Origin of the sequence: Acinetobacter sp. YH16052, assembly GCF_013417155.1 — a bacterium.
In the GTDB taxonomy this organism is placed as follows: domain Bacteria; phylum Pseudomonadota; class Gammaproteobacteria; order Pseudomonadales; family Moraxellaceae; genus Acinetobacter.
Window position 1 is genome coordinate 43468 of sequence record NZ_VPEO01000010.1, and the last position, 19959, is coordinate 63426.

General features: G+C 45.3%; 18 protein-coding genes. 13 read left to right on the plus strand and 5 right to left on the minus strand.

From position 1 onward, the window contains the following. Positions 1-54 precede the first annotated feature (54 nt). The 4 genes from paaK to FTV42_RS08685 all read left to right on the plus strand — a co-directional run bounded on the left by paaK (position 55) and on the right by FTV42_RS08685 (position 3880). Positions 55-1347: a phenylacetate--CoA ligase PaaK gene (paaK, locus tag FTV42_RS08670; RefSeq protein ID WP_004279191.1), complete on the plus strand. Its 1293-nt coding sequence runs from the start codon at positions 55-57 to the stop codon at positions 1345-1347. A 63-nt stretch (positions 1348-1410) separates the two neighbouring features. Continuing rightward, positions 1411-2349, plus strand: coding sequence for a phenylacetic acid degradation operon negative regulatory protein PaaX (paaX, locus tag FTV42_RS08675; RefSeq protein WP_180038506.1), 939 nt, complete (start codon positions 1411-1413; stop codon positions 2347-2349). A 31-nt stretch (positions 2350-2380) separates the two neighbouring features. Next, entirely contained in the window at positions 2381-2989 is a 609-nt protein-coding gene (locus tag FTV42_RS08680) for a DapH/DapD/GlmU-related protein (protein WP_180038507.1), read from the plus strand. 129 nt (positions 2990-3118) lie between these two features. Next, positions 3119-3880, plus strand: a complete 762-nt coding sequence (locus FTV42_RS08685; RefSeq protein WP_180038508.1) for a class I SAM-dependent methyltransferase — start codon at positions 3119-3121, stop codon at positions 3878-3880. Positions 3881-3940: 60 nt separating this feature from the next. On the opposite strand, the gene FTV42_RS08690 is transcribed toward FTV42_RS08685, so the two are convergent. Further along, the gene (locus tag FTV42_RS08690; RefSeq protein ID WP_004730673.1) at positions 3941-4750 is read right to left on the minus strand and encodes an inner membrane protein YpjD; all 810 of its coding nucleotides are present in this window, start codon (positions 4748-4750) and stop codon (positions 3941-3943) included. A 138-nt stretch (positions 4751-4888) separates the two neighbouring features. Between FTV42_RS08690 and ffh the strand changes: the two genes are divergently transcribed. From ffh to FTV42_RS08705, 3 genes are all read left to right on the plus strand, one after another. Then, the gene (ffh, locus tag FTV42_RS08695) at positions 4889-6292 is read left to right on the plus strand and encodes a signal recognition particle protein (RefSeq protein WP_180038509.1); all 1404 of its coding nucleotides are present in this window, start codon (positions 4889-4891) and stop codon (positions 6290-6292) included. A 151-nt stretch (positions 6293-6443) separates the two neighbouring features. After that, on the plus strand, positions 6444-7010 hold the full coding sequence (locus tag FTV42_RS08700; RefSeq protein ID WP_155861763.1) for an alpha/beta hydrolase: 567 nt from the start codon (positions 6444-6446) through the stop codon (positions 7008-7010). 144 nt (positions 7011-7154) lie between these two features. Beyond that, positions 7155-7760, plus strand: a complete 606-nt coding sequence (locus FTV42_RS08705) for an alpha/beta hydrolase (protein ID WP_180038510.1) — start codon at positions 7155-7157, stop codon at positions 7758-7760. On the opposite strand, the gene FTV42_RS08710 is transcribed toward FTV42_RS08705, so the two are convergent. After that, the gene (locus FTV42_RS08710; protein ID WP_180038511.1) at positions 7714-8454 is read right to left on the minus strand and encodes a type III pantothenate kinase; all 741 of its coding nucleotides are present in this window, start codon (positions 8452-8454) and stop codon (positions 7714-7716) included. The two genes, FTV42_RS08705 and FTV42_RS08710, sit on opposite strands and share 47 nt — an antisense overlap. Before the next feature lie 14 nt (positions 8455-8468). After that, positions 8469-9224, minus strand: a complete 756-nt coding sequence (locus tag FTV42_RS08715; RefSeq protein WP_180038512.1) for a biotin--[acetyl-CoA-carboxylase] ligase — start codon at positions 9222-9224, stop codon at positions 8469-8471. 27 nt (positions 9225-9251) lie between these two features. Between FTV42_RS08715 and FTV42_RS08720 the strand changes: the two genes are divergently transcribed. From FTV42_RS08720 to ligA, 5 genes are all read left to right on the plus strand, one after another. Continuing rightward, the gene (locus FTV42_RS08720; RefSeq protein ID WP_005247146.1) at positions 9252-10055 is read left to right on the plus strand and encodes a sulfite exporter TauE/SafE family protein; all 804 of its coding nucleotides are present in this window, start codon (positions 9252-9254) and stop codon (positions 10053-10055) included. 200 nt (positions 10056-10255) lie between these two features. Next, complete coding sequence (locus tag FTV42_RS08725) at positions 10256-10951, plus strand: GntR family transcriptional regulator (RefSeq protein WP_180038513.1); 696 nt, start codon at positions 10256-10258, stop codon at positions 10949-10951. Between the two features lie 11 nt (positions 10952-10962). Further along, positions 10963-14415 carry a chromosome segregation protein SMC gene (smc, locus tag FTV42_RS08730; protein WP_180038543.1) on the plus strand — a complete coding sequence of 1151 codons (3453 nt, stop codon included), beginning with the start codon at positions 10963-10965 and terminating at the stop codon, positions 14413-14415. 1 nt (position 14416) lies between these two features. Further along, positions 14417-15382 carry a cell division protein ZipA C-terminal FtsZ-binding domain-containing protein gene (locus FTV42_RS08735; RefSeq protein ID WP_180038514.1) on the plus strand — a complete coding sequence of 322 codons (966 nt, stop codon included), beginning with the start codon at positions 14417-14419 and terminating at the stop codon, positions 15380-15382. 109 nt (positions 15383-15491) lie between these two features. Further along, positions 15492-17531: an NAD-dependent DNA ligase LigA gene (ligA, locus tag FTV42_RS08740; RefSeq protein WP_180038515.1), complete on the plus strand. Its 2040-nt coding sequence runs from the start codon at positions 15492-15494 to the stop codon at positions 17529-17531. Positions 17532-17602: 71 nt separating this feature from the next. On the opposite strand, the gene FTV42_RS08745 is transcribed toward ligA, so the two are convergent. Continuing rightward, positions 17603-18670: an aldehyde reductase gene (locus FTV42_RS08745; protein WP_180038516.1), complete on the minus strand. Its 1068-nt coding sequence runs from the start codon at positions 18668-18670 to the stop codon at positions 17603-17605. A 342-nt stretch (positions 18671-19012) separates the two neighbouring features. Between FTV42_RS08745 and bfr the strand changes: the two genes are divergently transcribed. Continuing rightward, positions 19013-19477 (plus strand): bacterioferritin, encoded by a 465-nt coding sequence (gene bfr / locus FTV42_RS08750; protein WP_180038517.1) that lies wholly within the window; start codon positions 19013-19015, stop codon positions 19475-19477. Positions 19478-19534: 57 nt separating this feature from the next. On the opposite strand, the gene FTV42_RS08755 is transcribed toward bfr, so the two are convergent. Continuing rightward, on the minus strand, positions 19535-19951 hold the full coding sequence (locus FTV42_RS08755) for a biopolymer transporter ExbD (protein ID WP_004279208.1): 417 nt from the start codon (positions 19949-19951) through the stop codon (positions 19535-19537). Positions 19952-19959 lie beyond the last annotated feature (8 nt).

Here is a 19959-nt window from a genome sequence, read left to right on the forward strand (position 1 = left end):
CATTCAATCAATGAATTAAACCGTGGTCAGGAAGACTGCGTCAGGAGTAAGAATATGAATAACAATGCAATGGAAAAAATTGAAAAAGTATCGGTTGATGAGTTACGCAGTGTTCAGCTACAGCGTATGAAAAAGACGTTGCAACATGCTTATCAGAACAGTCCGGTTTATAAAAAGAAATTCGATGATGCTGGCGTGCATCCAGACGATTTTAACTCACTGGAAGACCTGGCGAAATTCCCGTTTACCACCAAACAGGATTTACGCGATAACTATCCGTTTGGTATGTTCGCTGTTCCACAGGAACAGATTGTACGTGTGCACGCATCTTCTGGCACCACCGGTCAGCCAACCGTGGTGGGTTATACCCAGAATGATATTAATGTCTGGTCAGATGTAGTGGCGCGTTCATTACGTGCAGCCGGCTTGAGCAGTAAAGATATTATTCAGGTGTCTTACGGTTATGGTCTGTTTACCGGTGGTTTAGGCGCGCATTATGGCGTTGAACGCTTGGGTGCAACCGTGATTCCAATGTCTGGCGGACAAACCGATAAACAGGCGCAACTGATTCATGACTTTAAACCGACAGCACTGATGGTCACGCCATCTTACTGCCTGAACATTATTGAAGCGCTTGAGAAGAAATTTGGCACAGCCAAAAACTGTTCGATTAAAACCGGCGTCTTTGGTGCAGAGCCATGGACCAATGAAATGCGCAAGGAAATCGAAGAGCGTCTGGGCATTGATGCACTGGATATTTATGGTCTGTCAGAAGTGATGGGGCCGGGCGTGGCGATGGAATGTCTGGAATCCAAAGATGGCCCAACCATTTGGGAAGATCATTTTTATCCTGAAATTATTCATCCTGAAACCGGTGAAGTGCTGCCAGACGGTGAGCTGGGTGAACTGGTATTTACCACCATTACCAAAGAAGGCATGCCGGTAATCCGTTACCGTACCCGCGATCTGACCCGTTTATTGCCAGGCACGGCACGTACCATGCGCCGTATGGACAAGATTGTCGGCCGTAGTGATGACATGATGATTATTCGTGGGGTCAATGTGTTCCCGTCGCAGATTGAAGAGCAGATTTTACAGATCCAGCAACTCATCCCAAACTATCAGATTCAGATTTGCAAACAGGGACATCTGGATACATTGCATATCCGTACCGAAATGCGTAAAGATAGCAGTGACATTATGGCGCACCAGTTGGCAACTCAGCTGAAAAGCCAGATTAAAACCATGGTCGGAATCACCGTAAGTGTCGAAGTGTTACCTGAAGGGAGTCTGCCACGCTCTGAAGGCAAGGCACAGCGCGTGTTTGATATCCGCAAGTCTGCATGAAGTACTATTGGATGATAGCCAAATGGTCTATCATCCAGTTTCTATAAGGTAAAGTTAAACGCAATGAATCCGAAATTAAAACAAATAATTGATGACTTTATTCAAACTGAAGCACTCAGCGGAACCTCATTAATCATGACCATCTTTGGTGACTGTATTTTTCACCGGGGTGGCATTATCAGTCTGGCCAGTCTAATTCAGCTCATGGATGTCTTCGGATTTAATGAACGATCGGTACGGACTGCCGTATTTCGTCTGGTCCAAAATGGCTGGCTGATGTCTGAAAAAATTGGTCGCACCAGCTATTACCGCGTGACCGAAAGCAGCCGCCAGCGTTTTATTATGGCGGATCAAAAAATTTATAGTTTTCAGCACACTGAATGGGATCAGAAATGGGATCTGGTGCTACTCAGTTCAGTGGAACTGGAAAATAAACTGGTTCTAAAAAAAGAACTGGAATGGCTGGGCTTTGCCAATATCGCCACCAATGTCATGGCCTATCCGGGTTGTGATCATCAGAAACTGCAAAACCTGCTGCTGAACCTGAAAATGACCGATCAGGTGGTGGTATTTAAGGCTGAAACCTTGCAGCTCTGGCAGGAATCCTATCCAACTGTAAAACGTATGGTTGCCACCAACTGGCCGGTACAGGAGCTGCATCAGCGCTATGAAAAATTCATTGCAGATTTCCGGGAATTCTTTCATCTGGTGGAACAGGAAGATGAGCTGGATCCGGTTCAGGCCTTTCAGTTGCGAATTTTACTGATTCATCAATTCCGCCGGATTTTATTAAAAGATCCAAATCTGCCTTTTGAATTGTTGCCATCCAACTGGCTTTCCCTGAATGCCCGTAATCTGAGCAGTAATTTGTATCAGACTGTAGTTGGGGCAGGGGATGAGTTTTTTATGGAGATCGCCCGAACTTCGGAAGGTTCGATGCCGCCGGTGCATCCACAATTTTATAAACGTTTTGGCGGTTTGCGACTGGAAGCCGTTAGCTAATCTAATTCTGCATTTTTAAAGGAATAAAATAATGCCGTGTTATGCCATTGATGGTGTGATTCCTGTGGTCAGCCCCCACGCTTATGTGCATCCGCAAGCCGTTCTGATTGGGGGTGTGGTGATTGAAGAGGGCGTGTATATCGGGCCTTTCGCTACTTTAAGAGCCGACTTTGGTGGGATTCACATCCAGAAAAATGCCAATGTTCAGGACTCATGCACCATTCATGGCTTTCCCGGCAATGTCACGCTGGTCGAAGAATATGGTCATATCGGACACGGCGCGATTTTACATGGCTGTATCATTCGTAAAAATGTATTGGTCGGCATGAACAGCGTGATTCTGGATGAAGCCGAGATTGGTGAAAATACCATTATCGGTGCCAATAGCACGGTTAAAGCCAAAGCTCAGATCCCGGAAAATTCATTGGTGCTCGGTAGTCCAGCGCGGGTTATCCGTCCTTTGGAAGCTAAAGAAATCGCCTGGAAAAGCAAGGGAACGCAGGAATATATTCAGCTGACAGAGCGCTGCTTGTCCTCGATGCAGGAGGTCGGTCCTTTAACAGAAGTCTCCGCAGACCGGCTGAGCTATAAAGCCTTCAAGGCAGAGTATCAGATCAAGCAGAATAGCTTGAATGACTAAGTTAAGAACATGATTCTATTCATTGGATGAATTCTGCATTTTAAAAACCGGAAGTGACTGAAACCAAATTCCAACTGCATTCCCTGACTGGCTATTTAGACTAAAATAAAACTGGTCTGGAAAGCATATATGGAAAACAGGGAATTTAAAGATTATTTCTCCCAGCAATCACAGGACTATGCCTTGTTTCGTCCGCATTATCCGGATGCATTGGGAAAGCTATTAGCAGAGCTGTCACCAGGTACCAAATTGGCTGTAGATGTCGGCTGTGGTTCTGGACAGCTTTCAGAAGTTTTGGCGAATTACTTTGATCAGGTGCTTGCTATTGATGCGAGTAGTGAACAGCTTGCCCAAGCCAAACCGCATCCAAAAATTCAGTATGGTCAGGCATTCGCTGAAGAGATCCCGTGTGTTGACCAGAGTATTGATCTGATTGCGGTGGCTCAAGCAGCGCATTGGCTCGATCTGGAAAAGTTTTATGCAGAAGTTCGCCGTATTGCCCGGCCCAATGCCATTCTGGCTTTAATTAGCTATGGCGTGTTCAGTGTGGATGAGCCACATCTGAATCATTACTTTAAGCATTTTTATGAGGTAACGCTTGCATCGTACTGGCCGCCTGAACGTCGCCATGTAGATGAAGGATATAAAAATCTCCCATTTCCATTTCAGGAAATGGTGATTCAGCCACCGGTATTACAGGTTGAATGGAATTTTTATCAGTTAATTGGTTATATGAGTACTTGGTCAGCCGTGAAAGCAGCCACTCAAGCACTTGGACATAATCCATTAAATGCACTGGCAGATGCCTTATTGCCAGAATGGGAAGATCCAGAATTGCCCAGAGTCATTCGCTGGCCATTGTCAGTGCGTGCGGGGCGTATAATCGTTTAAAAAAATATTAGAGCTAGAATCTGTTTATTGAACAATGAATTGAATATTCACGGCTCAGAATTATCGCCCTAGAATCATTTCCAGCACAAATTTAGAACCAATAAAACCCAGTGCCAGCAAGCCAAAACCGAGTAGGGTAAAGCGCACAGCTTTTTGGCCACGCCAGCCAAACTTCCAGTGTCCAATTAATAGTGAACCGTAAACAAGCCAGGAAATGATACTGAACGCCGTTTTATGTGCCAGATGCTGAGCAAAGAAATTGTCGATAGTAAAAAAGCCAAAGCCCAAAGCGAGGGTAAGTAAAACAAAACCGGTCATCAGCATATCAAACAGCAATGATTCCATGTCTTGATAAGAGGGTAGCAAACTGACCCAAACGCGGCGTTTTTGCTTCTTTTTCAGCTCACGATCCTGAAAGCGTAAAATTACGGCCTGAATGGTCGCCATGAGCAATACCGCATAAGCAGACAAAGACAGGATAATATGAATATCCAGACCCAAAGAGTTTTGTGTGATGATTTTTGCAGGCTGAGTAAACGCAAAGCCAAGAATTAATCCGGTCGCAGCCACCGGAATCCCGATCAGGTTCAGGGCAATAATCGGACGATAAGTGCTGTAAATAATGCTGAGTAACAGCATCAGACCAGAGGTAAAGGAAAACAGGGCAAAGACATCATAATTGATGCCCAGCGGGGTATGCATATCGCCATATAAAACCAGCGCATGCAAGCCCAGTCCAAGCAGTGCGGTTAGCGAGACAAACCATTGATTAGGAGCACGTTTAGACATTAAATGAATGAACAGATACCAGAAGGAAGCGGTATAAGCGACTAATGCTAAGATCGTATAAACCAAGGGGAGGCTAACCATGTCAAACCTTTTTAAGGGTGATGAATATTCATTTATATAAATTCGCTGCGAACTACAGTATCCTATAGCATTCTATGCATAAATTTTCTATTTTAAGAAACAATTTTTTGCTCATGGCTATTTTAAGCGGATTTTGCAATGTTTGATACCTTAACAGAACGACTCACGCAGAGTTTAAGAAATGTTACTGGCTCAGGGCAGCTAACCGAAGACAATATTAAAGATACGTTACGTGAAGTGCGTATGGCGCTTCTTGAGGCCGATGTTGCGTTACCTGTAACTCGTGAATTCATCGCGAAAGTTAAGGAAGAAGCATTAGGCCAGGAAGTGATGACTCAGTTATCTCCTGGGCAGGCTTTTGTCAAAATCGTTCATGACGAATTGACCAAAATGATGGGCGAGGCCAATGAAAGCCTCGACCTCGCTGCAAAACCACCTGTGGTTGTCCTGCTGGCAGGCCTGCAGGGTGCAGGTAAAACAACAACTGCAGCGAAACTTGCACGCTTCTTACAAGAACGTCAAAAGAAAAAAGTCGCGATGGTCTCTGCCGATGTGTATCGTCCGGCTGCGATCAAACAGCTACAGACTGTCGCGGGTGAAGTCGGTGCGATTTTCCTGGAATCTAGCGCAGACGAAAAACCGATTACGATTGTGAATCGCGCGATTGAACAGGCAAAAATCCAGTTTGCCGATGTGCTGATTGTCGATACGGCAGGTCGTTTGCATATCGATGATGACATGATGGGTGAAATCAAAGAGCTGCATGCAGCGATTAACCCGACTGAAACCCTGTTCGTGGTCGATGCCATGACCGGTCAGGATGCGGCAAACACCGCCAAAGCATTTAATGATGCCTTGCCTTTAACTGGTGTGATCCTGACCAAAACTGATGGTGATGCGCGCGGTGGTGCAGCGCTTTCAGTACGCGCGATTACCGGCAAGCCAATCAAATTCTTGGGTATGGGTGAGAAACTCGATGCCTTGGAGCCATTCCATCCTGAGCGTGTTGCACAGCGTATTCTCGGTATGGGTGATGTACTTTCTTTGGTCGAAGAACTTGAACGCAAGGTCGACAAAGAAAAAGCCGAAAAAATGGCGAAAAAACTGCAAAAAGGCGGCAGCTTCAACTTTGAAGACATGCTGATGCAGTTTGAGCAGATGAACAAGATGGGCGGCATGATGGGCTTCCTGGACAAACTTCCTGGCATGAGCAATGCCGGTCTGCAAGATGCGTTGGCGCAAGCCAATCCTGAAAAGCAGGTCAAGAAAATGGAAGCGATTATCCAGTCGATGACTATCAAAGAGCGCCGTAACCCGGACTTGATGAACCCAAGCCGTAAAAAACGTATCGCAGCAGGTTGTGGTATGGAAGTGGCAGAAGTCAACAAGCTGATCAAGCAACATGCCCAAATGGCCAAGATGATGAAAAAATTTGCCAATCCATCCGGTATGGCAAAAATGATGAAGTCACTCGGCGGCTTGCAGAAACAGTTTGGCGGCGGTAGTATGGGTCCATTGTTCGGCGGCAATGACAAGAAATAAGTTTTGTTTTAAAAAAAGGCGCAATATGCGCCTTTTTTTATTGCGAATAAATAGTCAAACCGGTTTAAACAAAACAACATTTACTTACCCAAAATAAAAATCCGATCAGGCAGACTCGGGAATATCAGCACAAAATAAAGAGAAATTTCAAATGAACCAAGTAATTGTCGTACATGGTTATACTGCAAGCCCGGAAGAAAACTGGTACCCATGGATTCAGGAAAAAGCCCAACAGGAAAACGTCAGTTTAAAAGTACTTCGGCTCGATCCATCGACCACACCGACACTGGACACCTGGGATCAGCAAATGCGTGAACAGATTGATGCAATTGACGAGGACAGTATCTTTATTGCACATAGCTTGGGAACTGTGGCCGCATTGCATTACTTATCCAGAGAATTAAAACAGCAGAAGATTCAGCAACTGGTACTGATCGCAGGATTTAATGGCCGGCTGGGTCGTCTAGATGAAGTGAACCCTTTTATTGATGCCGCTGAAATCGATTTCGATTTACTCAAACAACAGATCGCAGAACGTGTAGTGATCTATTCTGAAGGCGATGATCGGGTTGCGCCTGAATTTAGTCTGGAACAGGCGGACAGTCTGGATGCCATTGTGGTGAATGCCAAGCACCATGGGCATTTTATTGATTCTCAAGGTTGTACTGATTTGCCAGAACTCTGGAAAGTAATCGAACCTTATCTGATTAAATCTTAAATTTAGGCATGTTATTGTATTCGCTAAATTTTAAAATTTAACATGAGATGGTGTTCAAAAAGGCACTTGAATTCCATCTCCAGACTGGTTAAAACTTATTGTTTGTCGACGCAATTTGCGTTCAATGATAATAAGTAAATCACTATGAAAAATATAATAAAGAAAGTCTATATCGTGCCGGATTATCAGGCGACCTCCAATGATCACTGGTACCCTTGGTTCAGTCGCCAGCTTAAAAATGCCGGTTTTGAGTCTAAACGGATTATGCTGGCCAACCCTTTTCAGCCTGATTTAGAAGAGTGGCAGCAGAATCTGAAACTGCACATTCCGCAGATGGATGAACATACCTTTTTAGTTGCACATGGCCTGAGTTGCGTCAGTGTTTTAAACTTTTTACAGGAACATTATATTCAGCAGCAACACAAGATCGGCGGCATCATTCTGGTCTCGGCCTTTGATACACCGCTGGTGGCCTGGTCAGAACTGAATAAAATACTGCAGGCTGTGCGACTCGATCTGAAAAACTTGCCGTATAGCTATAAACGTGCGGTGATGCTGATCTCCAGTAATGATCCCTATGTGCCTGCACCGATTTCCTTGCGTTTAGCCCATAGCTTGAATGCACAAATTTTTGAGATCAAAAAAGCCGGGCATTTTAATAAATCTGATGGCTTTGCCGAATTCCCTCAATTGCTGGATATTATCAAACAGTGTCTGGCAAATGAGCTGCAAAATGCTGCAGGCCTTTAAGTAAAAGATCAGGTTCAATCCGGGGATGGTGATGGCTGAGATGCTGCGCAAACAGTGGGGCATCTCCACCGGTTAAAACCAGCTGTGCCGGGAAATCATGCAGTACTTTTTCAATTGTGCTGAGCAGGCCCAGCAGAATGCCATGATGTACAGCATCCAGGGTATTGCGGCCAGGATTAAGTTCAGAAAAAGCACCATCCGGAATTTTAATGCCTTTGGTATTCTGAATCAGTGCATCGCGTTGCAAGTACAGATTCGGCAGAATAAATCCACCCAAATGTTGTTGTCCTTGCGCCAGATCAATAGTCAGTGCCGTACCACAACTAATTACACAGTAATTTTTATGCGCTTGCGTCGCCACTGCAAGTACCTGTAACCAGCGGTCAATGCCCAGCTGAGAAGGTTCATCATAGCCACAGATCAGACCAGCATATTCCGCCTGTACCTGAGCAAAAATCACTGGAATATGCAGACTTTCTAAAATGCTGAGAATACGCTTATTACTGATTTTATCCTGGACCGAGGATAGACCCACCTGATGCAAGCCCAGTGTTTTAAAATGCTGGATTAGGCCCAGTAATAAATCGGCAGGAGACTGTAAATGTAATTCCGCTGCCTGTTCAATAATCTGATCATGTTCGGTAATCCAGTATTTGAGCCGGGTATTGCCGATATCCAACCATAATTTTTTCATTACTGTATGCCTGTTCATCCACCATGTTTAAGGCGGAGCTGCCCCTGATAAAAGGTCTGGACGCCCTGATCGGTCGCAATCTTGACCGCACCATCATCCTGAATCCCGAGAAAAGTACCGGAATATTGCCCTTGTACATCGATAAATTCAACCGTTTGTTGCATAAATGCAGCCAATCGATTAAAACGCGCCGCCAGATTCTGACTGCCGTAATTAAACCATTGCCCGGCTTGCTGAATCGCCAGAAATAACTGGGCAATCAGCTCGACTCTTGAGGTGTGGGACAAACCCAGCTCGCTCAGGGAACTGACCTGCTGTTCTGGAAGGTCGACAGAGAGAGGATCAATATCTAAACCGACACCGACCACCACCTGTGTGGATGAAATCGGCTCGACCAGAATACCGCCCCATTTTCCATGCAGGCTATACAGGTCATTCGGCCATTTCACCTGTAATTCCAGGCCTTTTAGACTTGGCATTTGCAGTATATTTAACGCAATTTCTAGCGCCAGACGACCATCAATGGGTTTTTGTGTATGCAGCAATGTGCTTAAATAGATGTTCCCTTCAGGTGATATCCACTGACGTTGACGCTGTCCACGGCCTTGGGTCTGCACATGACTGCATACCAGAACCTGCTGTACCCCCTTCGTTGCCAATTCGCGCACATCATCATTGGTCGATGTAGTAATCGGTTTGATGAGTAATACTTCCGGGAGTTGGCCTGCATCGCTTAATCGTTGTTGCAGTTCACGAGTTTCTACATCCATTTGAATCTAAACGTGGTAAATATCGTTATGGAGTTAATCATATATTTATTGATTGGTGCAATTGCCGGATTCACCGCAGGCCTGTTTGGGGTCGGTGGTGGTTTGATTATTGTGCCGATCCTGTACATTGTTTTTACCCAGCTTCAGTACGATCCCAGCGTGATTATGCATATGGCGGTGGGCACTTCCTTGGCAACGATTATTGTGACTTCTATCAGTTCGGTGATGGCGCATCATCAGCGAGGGGCAGTACTATGGCCTGTGTTTCGTAATCTGGCGCCAGGTCTGATTATCGGTTCTTTCCTAGGTGCGGGGATTGCCGATTATTTATCTGGTCAGGGTTTGCAGTTACTGATTGGCTTCTTTGCGGTCTGGGTGGCATTTAGAATGTTCAGGGGAGCACATATTCAGATCGATCCGAATCAAAAATTGCCTTCAACCCCGGTACAAATTGCTGCAGGTGGTGGAATCGGCGTGGCATCGGCGATCTTTGGGATTGGCGGGGGAAGTCTGACCGTTCCGTTTCTGAATCGCTGCGGAATCGTGATGCAAAAAGCAGTAGCGACCTCTGCGGCCTGTGGATTGCCAATTGCCGTCGCAGGTGCGCTGGGTTTTATCTGGTTTGGTAAACAGGCGCAGGTCACCGTGCCAAATACCATTGGCTATATTCATATTTATGCCTTTATTGGTATCAGCATGATGAGTTTTTTCACGGCCAAGCTGGGCGCAAAAGTGGCACATCTACTTTCACCGGCCGTATTAAAAAAATGTTTTGCTGCTTTACTGACCACCGTCGGCCTGTATTTTATTTATCAAGGTTTTATGGCCTGATTTAAACCTTTTAGGTTGGACTGATGTACCGTATTAGGAGAATAGATGACTATTCTCCTTTTTTATGAGCCTAAGTTGGCTATATAGACATAAGATTGTCTGACAATGTCAAAGTATTTATTGATAAAAACCCGTTTAATAGCAACATAGTCCAAATAAAGGGCTAAACCAGTATCCATAAAAATAAAGACAGGAACGGTATGCCATTAGAACAAGCGCAGAGTTTGTCTGAGCAGATTGCCAAGCACATTAGCGAACAGATTATTCGCGGTGAACTGGTCGAAGGCGAACGTATACAGGAGCTCAGGATTGCCTCGGAGCTTGATGTCAGTCGGGGTTCGGTTCGTGAAGCCCTGCTTTTGCTGGAACGCACCCAGCTGATTGAAATCTTTCCACGCCGTGGGGCGATTGTGTCGGAAATGTCAGCCTTGCAGGTGCGTGCCTTATTTGATATGACCTCGTTATTGCTCGGGCAGATGGTGCATCGCATGGCGGAAACCTGGCGGGTGCATGAAGCTGAGCGCATTCAGCTATTATTAGAGCAATTGGAAGCAGAAACCCGCCAAGGACACACTGAAAAGTTTTATGATCTGATCTTTCAGGGCATGGCCCAACAGCATGAGATGGTCGGGAATCCTTATCTGATGCGCTACTATCAGGAACTGCTGCCTTCTTTACGTCGGAGCTATTTTTTGACCCTGAATATTTCCAGACGCGAGTTACAGGAATCTTTCGACTTATTTAAACTGGTCACTGAAGCAATTTTGCTACGAAAAACCCATCAGGCCACTTTATTTATGGAAGATTTTTGTCGACACTTGCGCAACCTTGTGTTGGAATCTCTGACACGGATGAAACAAATTGAACTCGCGTGGGCCAGACGCTCACGACGTTAAATCAGGACATTATGCGTTTAAGCAGTTTAAAACTTTCAGGCTTTAAATCTTTTGCCGACAGTACCACTTTACATTTTAAAGATAATCGTACTGCGGTCGTGGGACCGAATGGTTGTGGTAAATCCAACGTCATTGATGCCATACGCTGGGTCATGGGCGAGTCCAGTGCGCGTCAGTTGCGTGGTGGCAGCATGCAGGATGTCATCTTTACCGGAACTGCCAAGCGTAAACCGGTGGGCATGGCCAGTGTAGAACTGCGCTTTGACAATACCTATGGTAAGCTGGGCGGTGCTTATAATGCCTATAACGAACTGGCGGTACGCCGTCAGGTCAACCGCGATGGCAAGTCCGAATATTTCCTGAATGGCAGCAAATGCCGTCGTCGTGATATTACCGATATTTTCCTTGGTACCGGTCTTGGGCCACGTTCTTATGCGATTATCGAGCAGGGCATGATCAACCGTCTGGTCGATGCCAAGCCAGATGAAATGCGGGTCTATATTGAAGAAGCAGCCGGAGTGTCGCGTTATCAGGCGCGTCGCCGTGAAACCATGCTACATCTGGATCACACCACGCAAAACCTGTCGCGTCTGGAAGATATCGCCTCCGAACTGAAATCTCAGCTAAAAACCCTGAAACGTCAGTCGGAAAGTGCGATTCAATATAAAGAACTAAAAGGACAGATCCGTACCATCAAGATCGAAATTCTGTCTTTTCAATGTGAGCAGAGTCACCGCTTACAGGAAGAATATACCCTTGAGATGAATACGCTCGGGGAAAACTTTAAGCTGGTGCGTTCCGAACTGACCAGCGTTGAACATGATTTGGGCAGCACCAGTGAACTGTTTCAGCGTCTGATTCAGCAATCCACCCCTTTGCAAAGCGAATGGCAACAGGCCGAGAAAAAACTGGCTGAACTGGAAATGACCCTGCAACAAAAGCAGTCTTTGTTAGAGCAAAATTCTACAAGTCTGGTCAAACTGGAACAGCAAAAAGTCCAGACCAAAGAGCGTTTGCAGTTGATTGAACTGCAACTCGATACTTTACAGCAGCAGTTTGAAGATCAGCAGGCACAATTGCAGCAGCAAGATGGTCAGAGTCAGGCGCAAAGCCAGAATCTGACTGAGCTTAAATCTCAATATAGCACTGTGGCAGCGCAATTTACCCAGATAAAAACCCAGGTTGAACAGCAGCAACAGCGTAAATTACAGATGTTGGCTCAAAGCGAGCAACTGGCAAAGAATATTGAGCGGATTGAACAGCAGAAACAGACGCTCCAACAGCAAAGTGCACAGATTCAGCAACAGGCGCAGCAAGATGAGCTGGAGCAGTATCAGGCAGACAAAGCCCAAGCTGAACAGCAAATCGTTGGCTATGAAATTCAATTAACAGATTTAAGAACTCAATTCGAGCAGATTCAGGAAGAGCAGGCGACCCAACAACAGCGCTTGATGCAGCTCAAATCTGAAATTCAGGTACTTCATTCAGAAAAGAAAAACCTGAGCCAATTACTGACCAAAGCTAACCCAAATGCCAAGAGTGATGCGGTCCAGTTGATGCATGTGCTTAAGCTCAATGATGCAGGCAAAGGACATGCCAGCCTGATCGAAAAGTTTCTGGCCAAGTGGCTGTCTGCCCAGATTCTGGCAGAGGGCGAGCATTTCCTTGAAGATCGTGCACGTCAGTTAAAGCAACGGGCTGTTCAGGATGAAATTCAGATTGCCAATACGATGTGTCTGGCCGACTGGATTGAATCTCCGCATTATTCACTGTGGCAACAAGTCGCGGTCGTAGATACATTAGCGCAAGCATTGCCTCTTCAAACTGAGCTATTACAAGGCCAGTCAATCCTAAGTCTGGATGGCTATCATGTTGGGTCAGACTGGGTCATTGCGCTGGACTATGATGAAGCCAGTCAGGCCGGACAAGGCGCATTGAGTCATCGAATCCGTCTGGATGAAATCGAGCAGCAGTTTGCGGAACTTGAACCTAATTTTATGCAGCTGGAGCAGCAGTTACCTGAATTCGCCAATCAGGTTAAAGCTTTGCAAAATCAGATTCAGAGTATTAGCGAGCAGCACAAGCATACCCAAAAGCAGCTGCAGCAACTCGATGTCAATATTGCTAAAGTACAAAGTAGTGCACAGGCTTTTGCATTGCAAAAGCAGCAATTACAGCATCAGCTGCAACAACTGGATGAGCAGCTTGAAGAAGATGCCCTGCAGAAAGATGATCTGGAAATTGATCTGCATGCCTTGAATATCAAACTGGAACAGGCGCTACCAAATTATAAAACCCTGCAATTCCAGCTGGAAGAATTGAGTACTCAGCTGGATGACTCACAGCAGCTCAGTCAGCAAGCGCAGCAGGAATTAGAAGTGCTGCGTAGGCAAAATGTGCAAAGCCAGCAGCAAATTGAATTGCTGGAAAAAGATCAGGTATTCCTAAAAGAACAGTCTCAACAAATTACTGCACAAATCGAGCAGGCCAAGAAATTTGTTGATCCGGTACAGCTGGAATTACCTGCTTTACAGAGCCAGTTTAATGAACAGGCGCAGATCACTGAAAAGCTGCAAAAGACCTGGGCCGACTGGCAGATTGAATTAAATCAGGTGCAGAGCAAACAGCAGCAGCTGACCGAACAGCGTCACAGCTTCCAGCAGCAGGATGAAAAACTCCGCAGTACACTGGAAGAAAAACGTCTGGCCTGGCAGGCAGCCAAATCTGATTTGCAGCATTATTCTGAACAGCTGAAAGAATTGAATAGTGAAGTAATTTCCGGACTGAATATTGACCTTAAAGCACATCAGGCGAAACTGGAAAAAGCTCAGGCTCAGTTCGATAAACTTGGTGCAGTCAATCTGGCGGCTTCTGAAGAATATGAAGAAGTGTCAAAACGTTATGAGGAACTGAGTCACCAGATGCAGGATCTGGAAAATACGGTTGAACAGCTACAGGCCGCGATGAAGAGTATTGATCAGGAAACCCGTAAACTGTTTATGCACACGTTTGATCAGGTCAATGCTGAACTGCAAAACCTGTTCCCGAAAGTGTTTGAAGGCGGTGAGGCGAGTTTAAGCCTTGAAGATGGCTGGCAGTCGGGTGTAAAACTCATGGCCCGACCACCAGGTAAGCGAAACAGCTCATTGGCCTTACTCTCGGGTGGAGAAAAGGCTTTAACTGCATTAGCATTGGTATTCGCGATTTTTCGCTTAAATCCGGCACCATTTTGCGTACTGGATGAAGTCGATGCACCGCTGGATGATGCCAATGTGGGACGCTTTTGTAATTTAGTCAAAGAGCTTTCTGAACACGTGCAATTTATTTATATTACCCATAACAAACTTGTAATGATGATGGCGACTGATCTTTTAGGTGTAACCATGCCTGAACCGGGAACATCAAAATTAGTGACAGTTAATTTGGAACAGGCAAAAGAATACGGCCTAGCTGCGGAGGTATAATATGGAAATCACCACCATTATCGGGATTGTGATCGCAATTGTGATTATGCTGTTTGGTATAAGAATGCTGTTCAAAAAACCTGTAGAGGCTGTACCTTCACTGGATGCCAACCTGCATATCGACCCGGATAGCCAGACCCCGATCATTCCAAGGCATGTACGTTCTCAGTTGGCACAACAGGATGTCGAATCTGATCGTATCGAGCCAAGCTTGGGTATAGATGAACCGGCTCCTGAAAAGCCTTCCGCCTTTCGCAAGGCTGAATCAACTCCGGTTGAGCCAAAAGCAGTCGAAACTCCTGTAGCTGCCCCGTCAACAGAAGCTGAAGGAGTGGCAAAGTCGGTAGCAACAGCAGCGGATGTTCAACAGGTAGAAGCAGAACATAAGAATAGCCAGACTGAAACCAAGGAAGAAATGCCTGAATTCAGCCTGAACAGCAACATCGAAAAAGCAGAAATTTCTGAATTTAATGATGAAAGCAGTATTCTGGATGCACATCTGCATGAGCAAAAAATAGTGGATGAAGAAAGTGCTTTGTCCAATGCTGAAACTATTATTTCTTTGCATATCTATCCACAAGGCCGTGTACTTTCGGGTGATAAAACCTTGAAGGTTTTATTGAAATATGGCCTGCGTTATGGTGAATTGGCCTGTTTCCACCGTTATAGTGAAGATGGTTCAAAACTGCTGTTTTCGGTATTGCAAATGACCGATACCGGAATGGAAGGCTTTGATCTGGAAACCCTGTCGACTCAGGAAGTGAAAGGTCTGGCATTCTTCCTGGCTTTACCGCATAGCGATGTACAAAATGCGTTTGATACCATGGATAGTATTTCACGTTTGATTGCCCGTGAAGTCGATGGTCTGGTCTATGATCAGAACCAGCAGGAATTTACTCCACAATTACGTGAATTCTGGCGCCATCAGGCTATTGATTATCGTGCTGGACAAGGTACGGAAGTTTAAGGCTGCTTTGTTCAATCTCCAAGTTGAATCTGTAGACTGCAATTTTTATAATAGCCAAAAGCTGAATATTCTACAGGGCGGATTTTCCGCCCTTTTTTATGGTGAAATTATGACCCAAGATGCCACTGTCATTGCGCAAATGCGTCAACTGATTCAACTGCTTGCCAAGCATAACCATGCTTATTATGTGATGGATCAACCGAGCATTGAAGACAGTGAATATGATCAGCTCTTTCATCAGCTCAAAGCCTTAGAACAACAATATCCTGACCTGATCCAGTCCGATAGCCCGACAGATAAAGTGGGTGGGCAGGCGCTTTCAAAATTTGTGACCGTAACACACGCCGTGCCGATGCTGTCATTAGGCAATGTCTTTAATCAGGAAGATCTGCTGGCTTTTGCCCGCCGTATTGAAGAACGTTTGCCAAATCAAAAAATTGAATATGATGTGGAACTGAAATTTGATGGTCTGGCCATTTCACTCTGGTATGAGCATGGCGTATTGACGCGTGGGGTGACACGCGGCGATGGGGAAACCGGTGAAGACATCACCCAGAATGTCAGAACCATTCGCAACCTGCCGAAACTTTTATCTCCGGTGAATGGCATCATTCCCGATTTGTTGGAAGTCCGCGGCGAAGTGTTGATGCCGAAATCCGGTTTTGAAAAATTGAATGCTGCCAATGCCGCCAAAGGTGAAAAGACCTTTGCTAATCCGCGTAATGCTGCGGCAGGAAGTTTGCGTCAGCTGGACCCGAATATTGCTGCCTCGCGGCCATTGGCTTTTTATGCTTATGGGATTGCTCAGTGCGTGCCGCATCATGGACAAACCACTATGTCCGCCAGTCTGGAATGGTTACATCAGTTCGGTTTTGCGGTTGGCGAGCGTCACTTTATCTGTGACAGTATTCAGGACGTGCAAAAGGTCTACGAACAGATCATTGATGAGCGTGCCAGTCTCAGTGTCGAAATCGATGGTATGGTGATCAAGGTCAATGACCTGAAACAGCAGCAACAGCTTGGTTTCCTGAGCCGTGAACCGCGTTGGGCCACCGCCTATAAATTTCCGGCAGTTGCAGCACTGACCACAGTAGAAAATATTAACTGGCAAGTGGGTCGTACTGGAACATTGACGCCGGTTGCGCGTTTAAATCCAGTTGCTGTCGGTGGAGTAACAGTTTCCAATGTGACGCTGCATAATATTGGCGAAATTCACCGTCTGGATGTACGTATTGGTGATACCGTCAGTGTTTATCGTAGTGGCGATGTAATTCCTAAGGTGGAAAAAGTCTGGCCGGAATTCCGCCCGGTTGATGCAGTCGAAGTGCATTTACCTGAGCAATGCCCGGTCTGTGATTCACCCGTGGTTATGCCGGAAGGCGAAGCCTTGGCACGCTGTTCCGGTGGGCTGTATTGTGCCGCGCAGCGTATTGAGGCCATTCGTCACTTTGTCTCACGTAAAGCCATGGATATTGAAGGCTTGGGTGACCGTTGGGCAGAATCGTTGCTGCATCTGAATCTACTCAAAGATGTCTCAGATATTTACCATCTACATGAACATCGTGAGACTTTGCTCGGTATTGAAAAGATGGGCGCCAAATCGGTTCAGAATCTTTTGGATGCCATTGAAAACAGTAAAAAAACCACACTGGCTGCTTTTATCTATGCACTCGGTATTCGTGGGGTGGGTGAAACTACGGCGCGGATGCTGGCCAATACTTTCCAGACGCTGGATGCCTTGCGTCAGGCCGATCTGGAGGCTTTAAAGAAAACTCCGGATGTAGGTGATATCACTGCGGAATGGATTCTGGATTTCTTTCAGGCACCGCATAATCTGGAAGTTCTGGATCGTTTACTGGCTGCCGGTATTCACTGGGATGCACCGATCGCACCGACTCGTCAGCCGTTAAACGGCGAAAGCTGGGTGGTCACCGGGACTTTAAGCAGTATGGGACGAGATGATGCAACCCAGTTATTGCAAGCCTTAGGTGCACGAGTCAGTGGCAGTGTATCCAGCAAAACCAAATGTGTGGTTGCAGGTGAAAAAGCTGGCTCAAAACTGGATAAAGCAGAAAAACTGGGTATTCCAGTGATCAATGAACAACAGTTTATTGGCTTGATGCAGGATTACGGTCAGCTTGAGGCCTAAATCTCTGGATATTTCATGAAAGAATAAGAGTTAAAAAAGCCACCTTCGGGTGGCTTTTTCGCATAGAAAGATTAAGGAATATATTTTTTCACGACACCATCATCGAGCAATTGCTGGAAATGATCCACCAGACTTTCTTTCACCGGACGATACTCAATGCCGAGCTCATCTTTACTTTTCTGGGCATTAAAGAAAATTGGATAACCCATATTCAACTCTACAAATTTGCGGCTAAAGCCTGCTACAGGCCCGAACATTTTGAAAGCTGCCTTCGGCAATTGATTGCGTGGGAAGGGAAATTTATTGCCAAAATGCGCCCGTAGAATTTGGCCCATTTCCAGCAGGCTCAAGCTTTCACTACAAATGATATAACGGCCATGCGCTTGCGGATTAAACGCCGCACGGATATGCGCTTCAGCGACATCCTGAACATCGACCACGCCATTCCACATCGGTGGAACGCCAAGTAAAGTCATACCATTGGCAAACTGTTGCAGGACTTCTACACTGCCAGATTGGGTATTTGGGGTTAAGGATTGACCAAAAACCAGTGCAGGATTGATACAGACCAGATCCCAGCGATTCTGTGCTTCAGCCATTTCCCAGGCTTTGCGCTCTGCCATGACTTTGGAATAAGGATAAGGCTGATGTGTGGCCGAACTGGTGGTATTCCAGTGGGATTCATCAAAACTGTTATTCTCAGTTTGTAGAATATCAATGGCATCCCCATAGGTGGATGCGATACTCGATGTGACGATCACACGTTTCACTGATTCAGTCTGATTGACACTATTCAGTACATTTTCAGTGCCTAATACCGCAGGTTCGATAATATCTTTGACTGCATCTTTATAGTTGGTGACCACAAAAGGTGAGGCCATATGAAAGACAATTTCACAACCTTGCATCGCCTGATCAAAAGAGCCCGGGCTTAATAAATTGGCCTGAAATAACTTGAGAGTTCCCGGAGTGCTGTCGGCAATTTTTTCTAAATGGGCAAAGCTTTTGCTTTTATTCAGGTCACGTACCGTGGCATGTACGGTATAGCCTTGCGTGAGTAATTTCTGGATAACCCAGCTGGCAATATAACCCGATGCACCGGTAACCAGAACCGGCGCTGTTGTTTGTGGATGTGTCATATCGGAACCGTTGTTGTTTTAAATTTGTGTGAATGATAAGCGAAATTCAAGCATGAAGTACGCCAATGCAGTGATGTTTATACAAAAAGAATGAATCTGTCTGGTCAAAATTAAGATTTACAAATTTTAACGCATGTGTTTATTCGCCAGTTTTAGGTTATTGCCAAGCGTAATGAAAGTGCAAAGTGTTGTTTTATAAATGGGATTTCATTAAGAACGAAGTGTAAATGCAAGTACTTCTCATTTTAATTATATAAAAATCAAATATTTAACTATGGTTAAGCTTTGCAAATTTAATTGCTTTTCGCCATAATAGCAAAATACAGGTAGGGAGTTATTCAAATGCGCGGAAATCCAAAAGTCGTAGATTATTTAAATATGTTGATCGGTGGCGAACTGGCTGCTCGTGACCAATACTTGATTCACTCTCGTATGTATGAAGATTGGGGATTGACCAAAATCTTTGAACGTATCGATCACGAAATGCAGGAAGAGTCCCAGCATGCGGATGCGATTATCCGTCGTGTCCTGTTCCTTGAAGGAACGCCAAACATGCAGCGTGATGACGTTGAGATTGGCGAGGATGTGGTGAGCTGCCTGAAAGCTGATCTAAAACTTGAATATCATGTGCGGGAAAAACTGGCGCAGGGCATCAAGTTATGCGAAGAAAAAGGTGACTATATCAGCCGTGATATGTTACGCCAGCAAATGTCGGATACCGAAGAAGACCATACTTACTGGTTAGAAAAACAATTGCGTTTAATCGAACTGATTGGTTTGCAAAATTATATTCAGTCACAGATGTAAAACCGGATGAATAAAAAAACCCAGCATCTGCTGGGTTTTTTTATATGTTGAAAATACTTAGTTGTTATTACTCATAATGCCAATTTTTTTGACCTCCAGCCTTTGAGCTGCCGCCATGACCATAGCGATATGTTTATATTCAGTGGCACGATCCGCCTTGATTTTAATCTGATCCTGATCCGCTTTTTGCGCTACTGTCTTGAATAAGTTTTCCAGAGCTTGGGTATTTGCTACCGGCTGTTCATTCCAGAAAATCTTACCTTGTGCATCCAGACGTAATTCCACCAGCTCAGGCGGTTTTTCATCGGTTACAGGAGGCGTTCCATTCGGTAGATCGATATTAATCGAGTTATTCGGCAAAGGAATTGTGATAATAAACATAATCAGCAAGACCAGCATGACATCAATCAATGGGGTCATGTTGACATCTAACATCACATCATCGTCTTGATTTGAACCAACATTCATACCCATAAACTTAA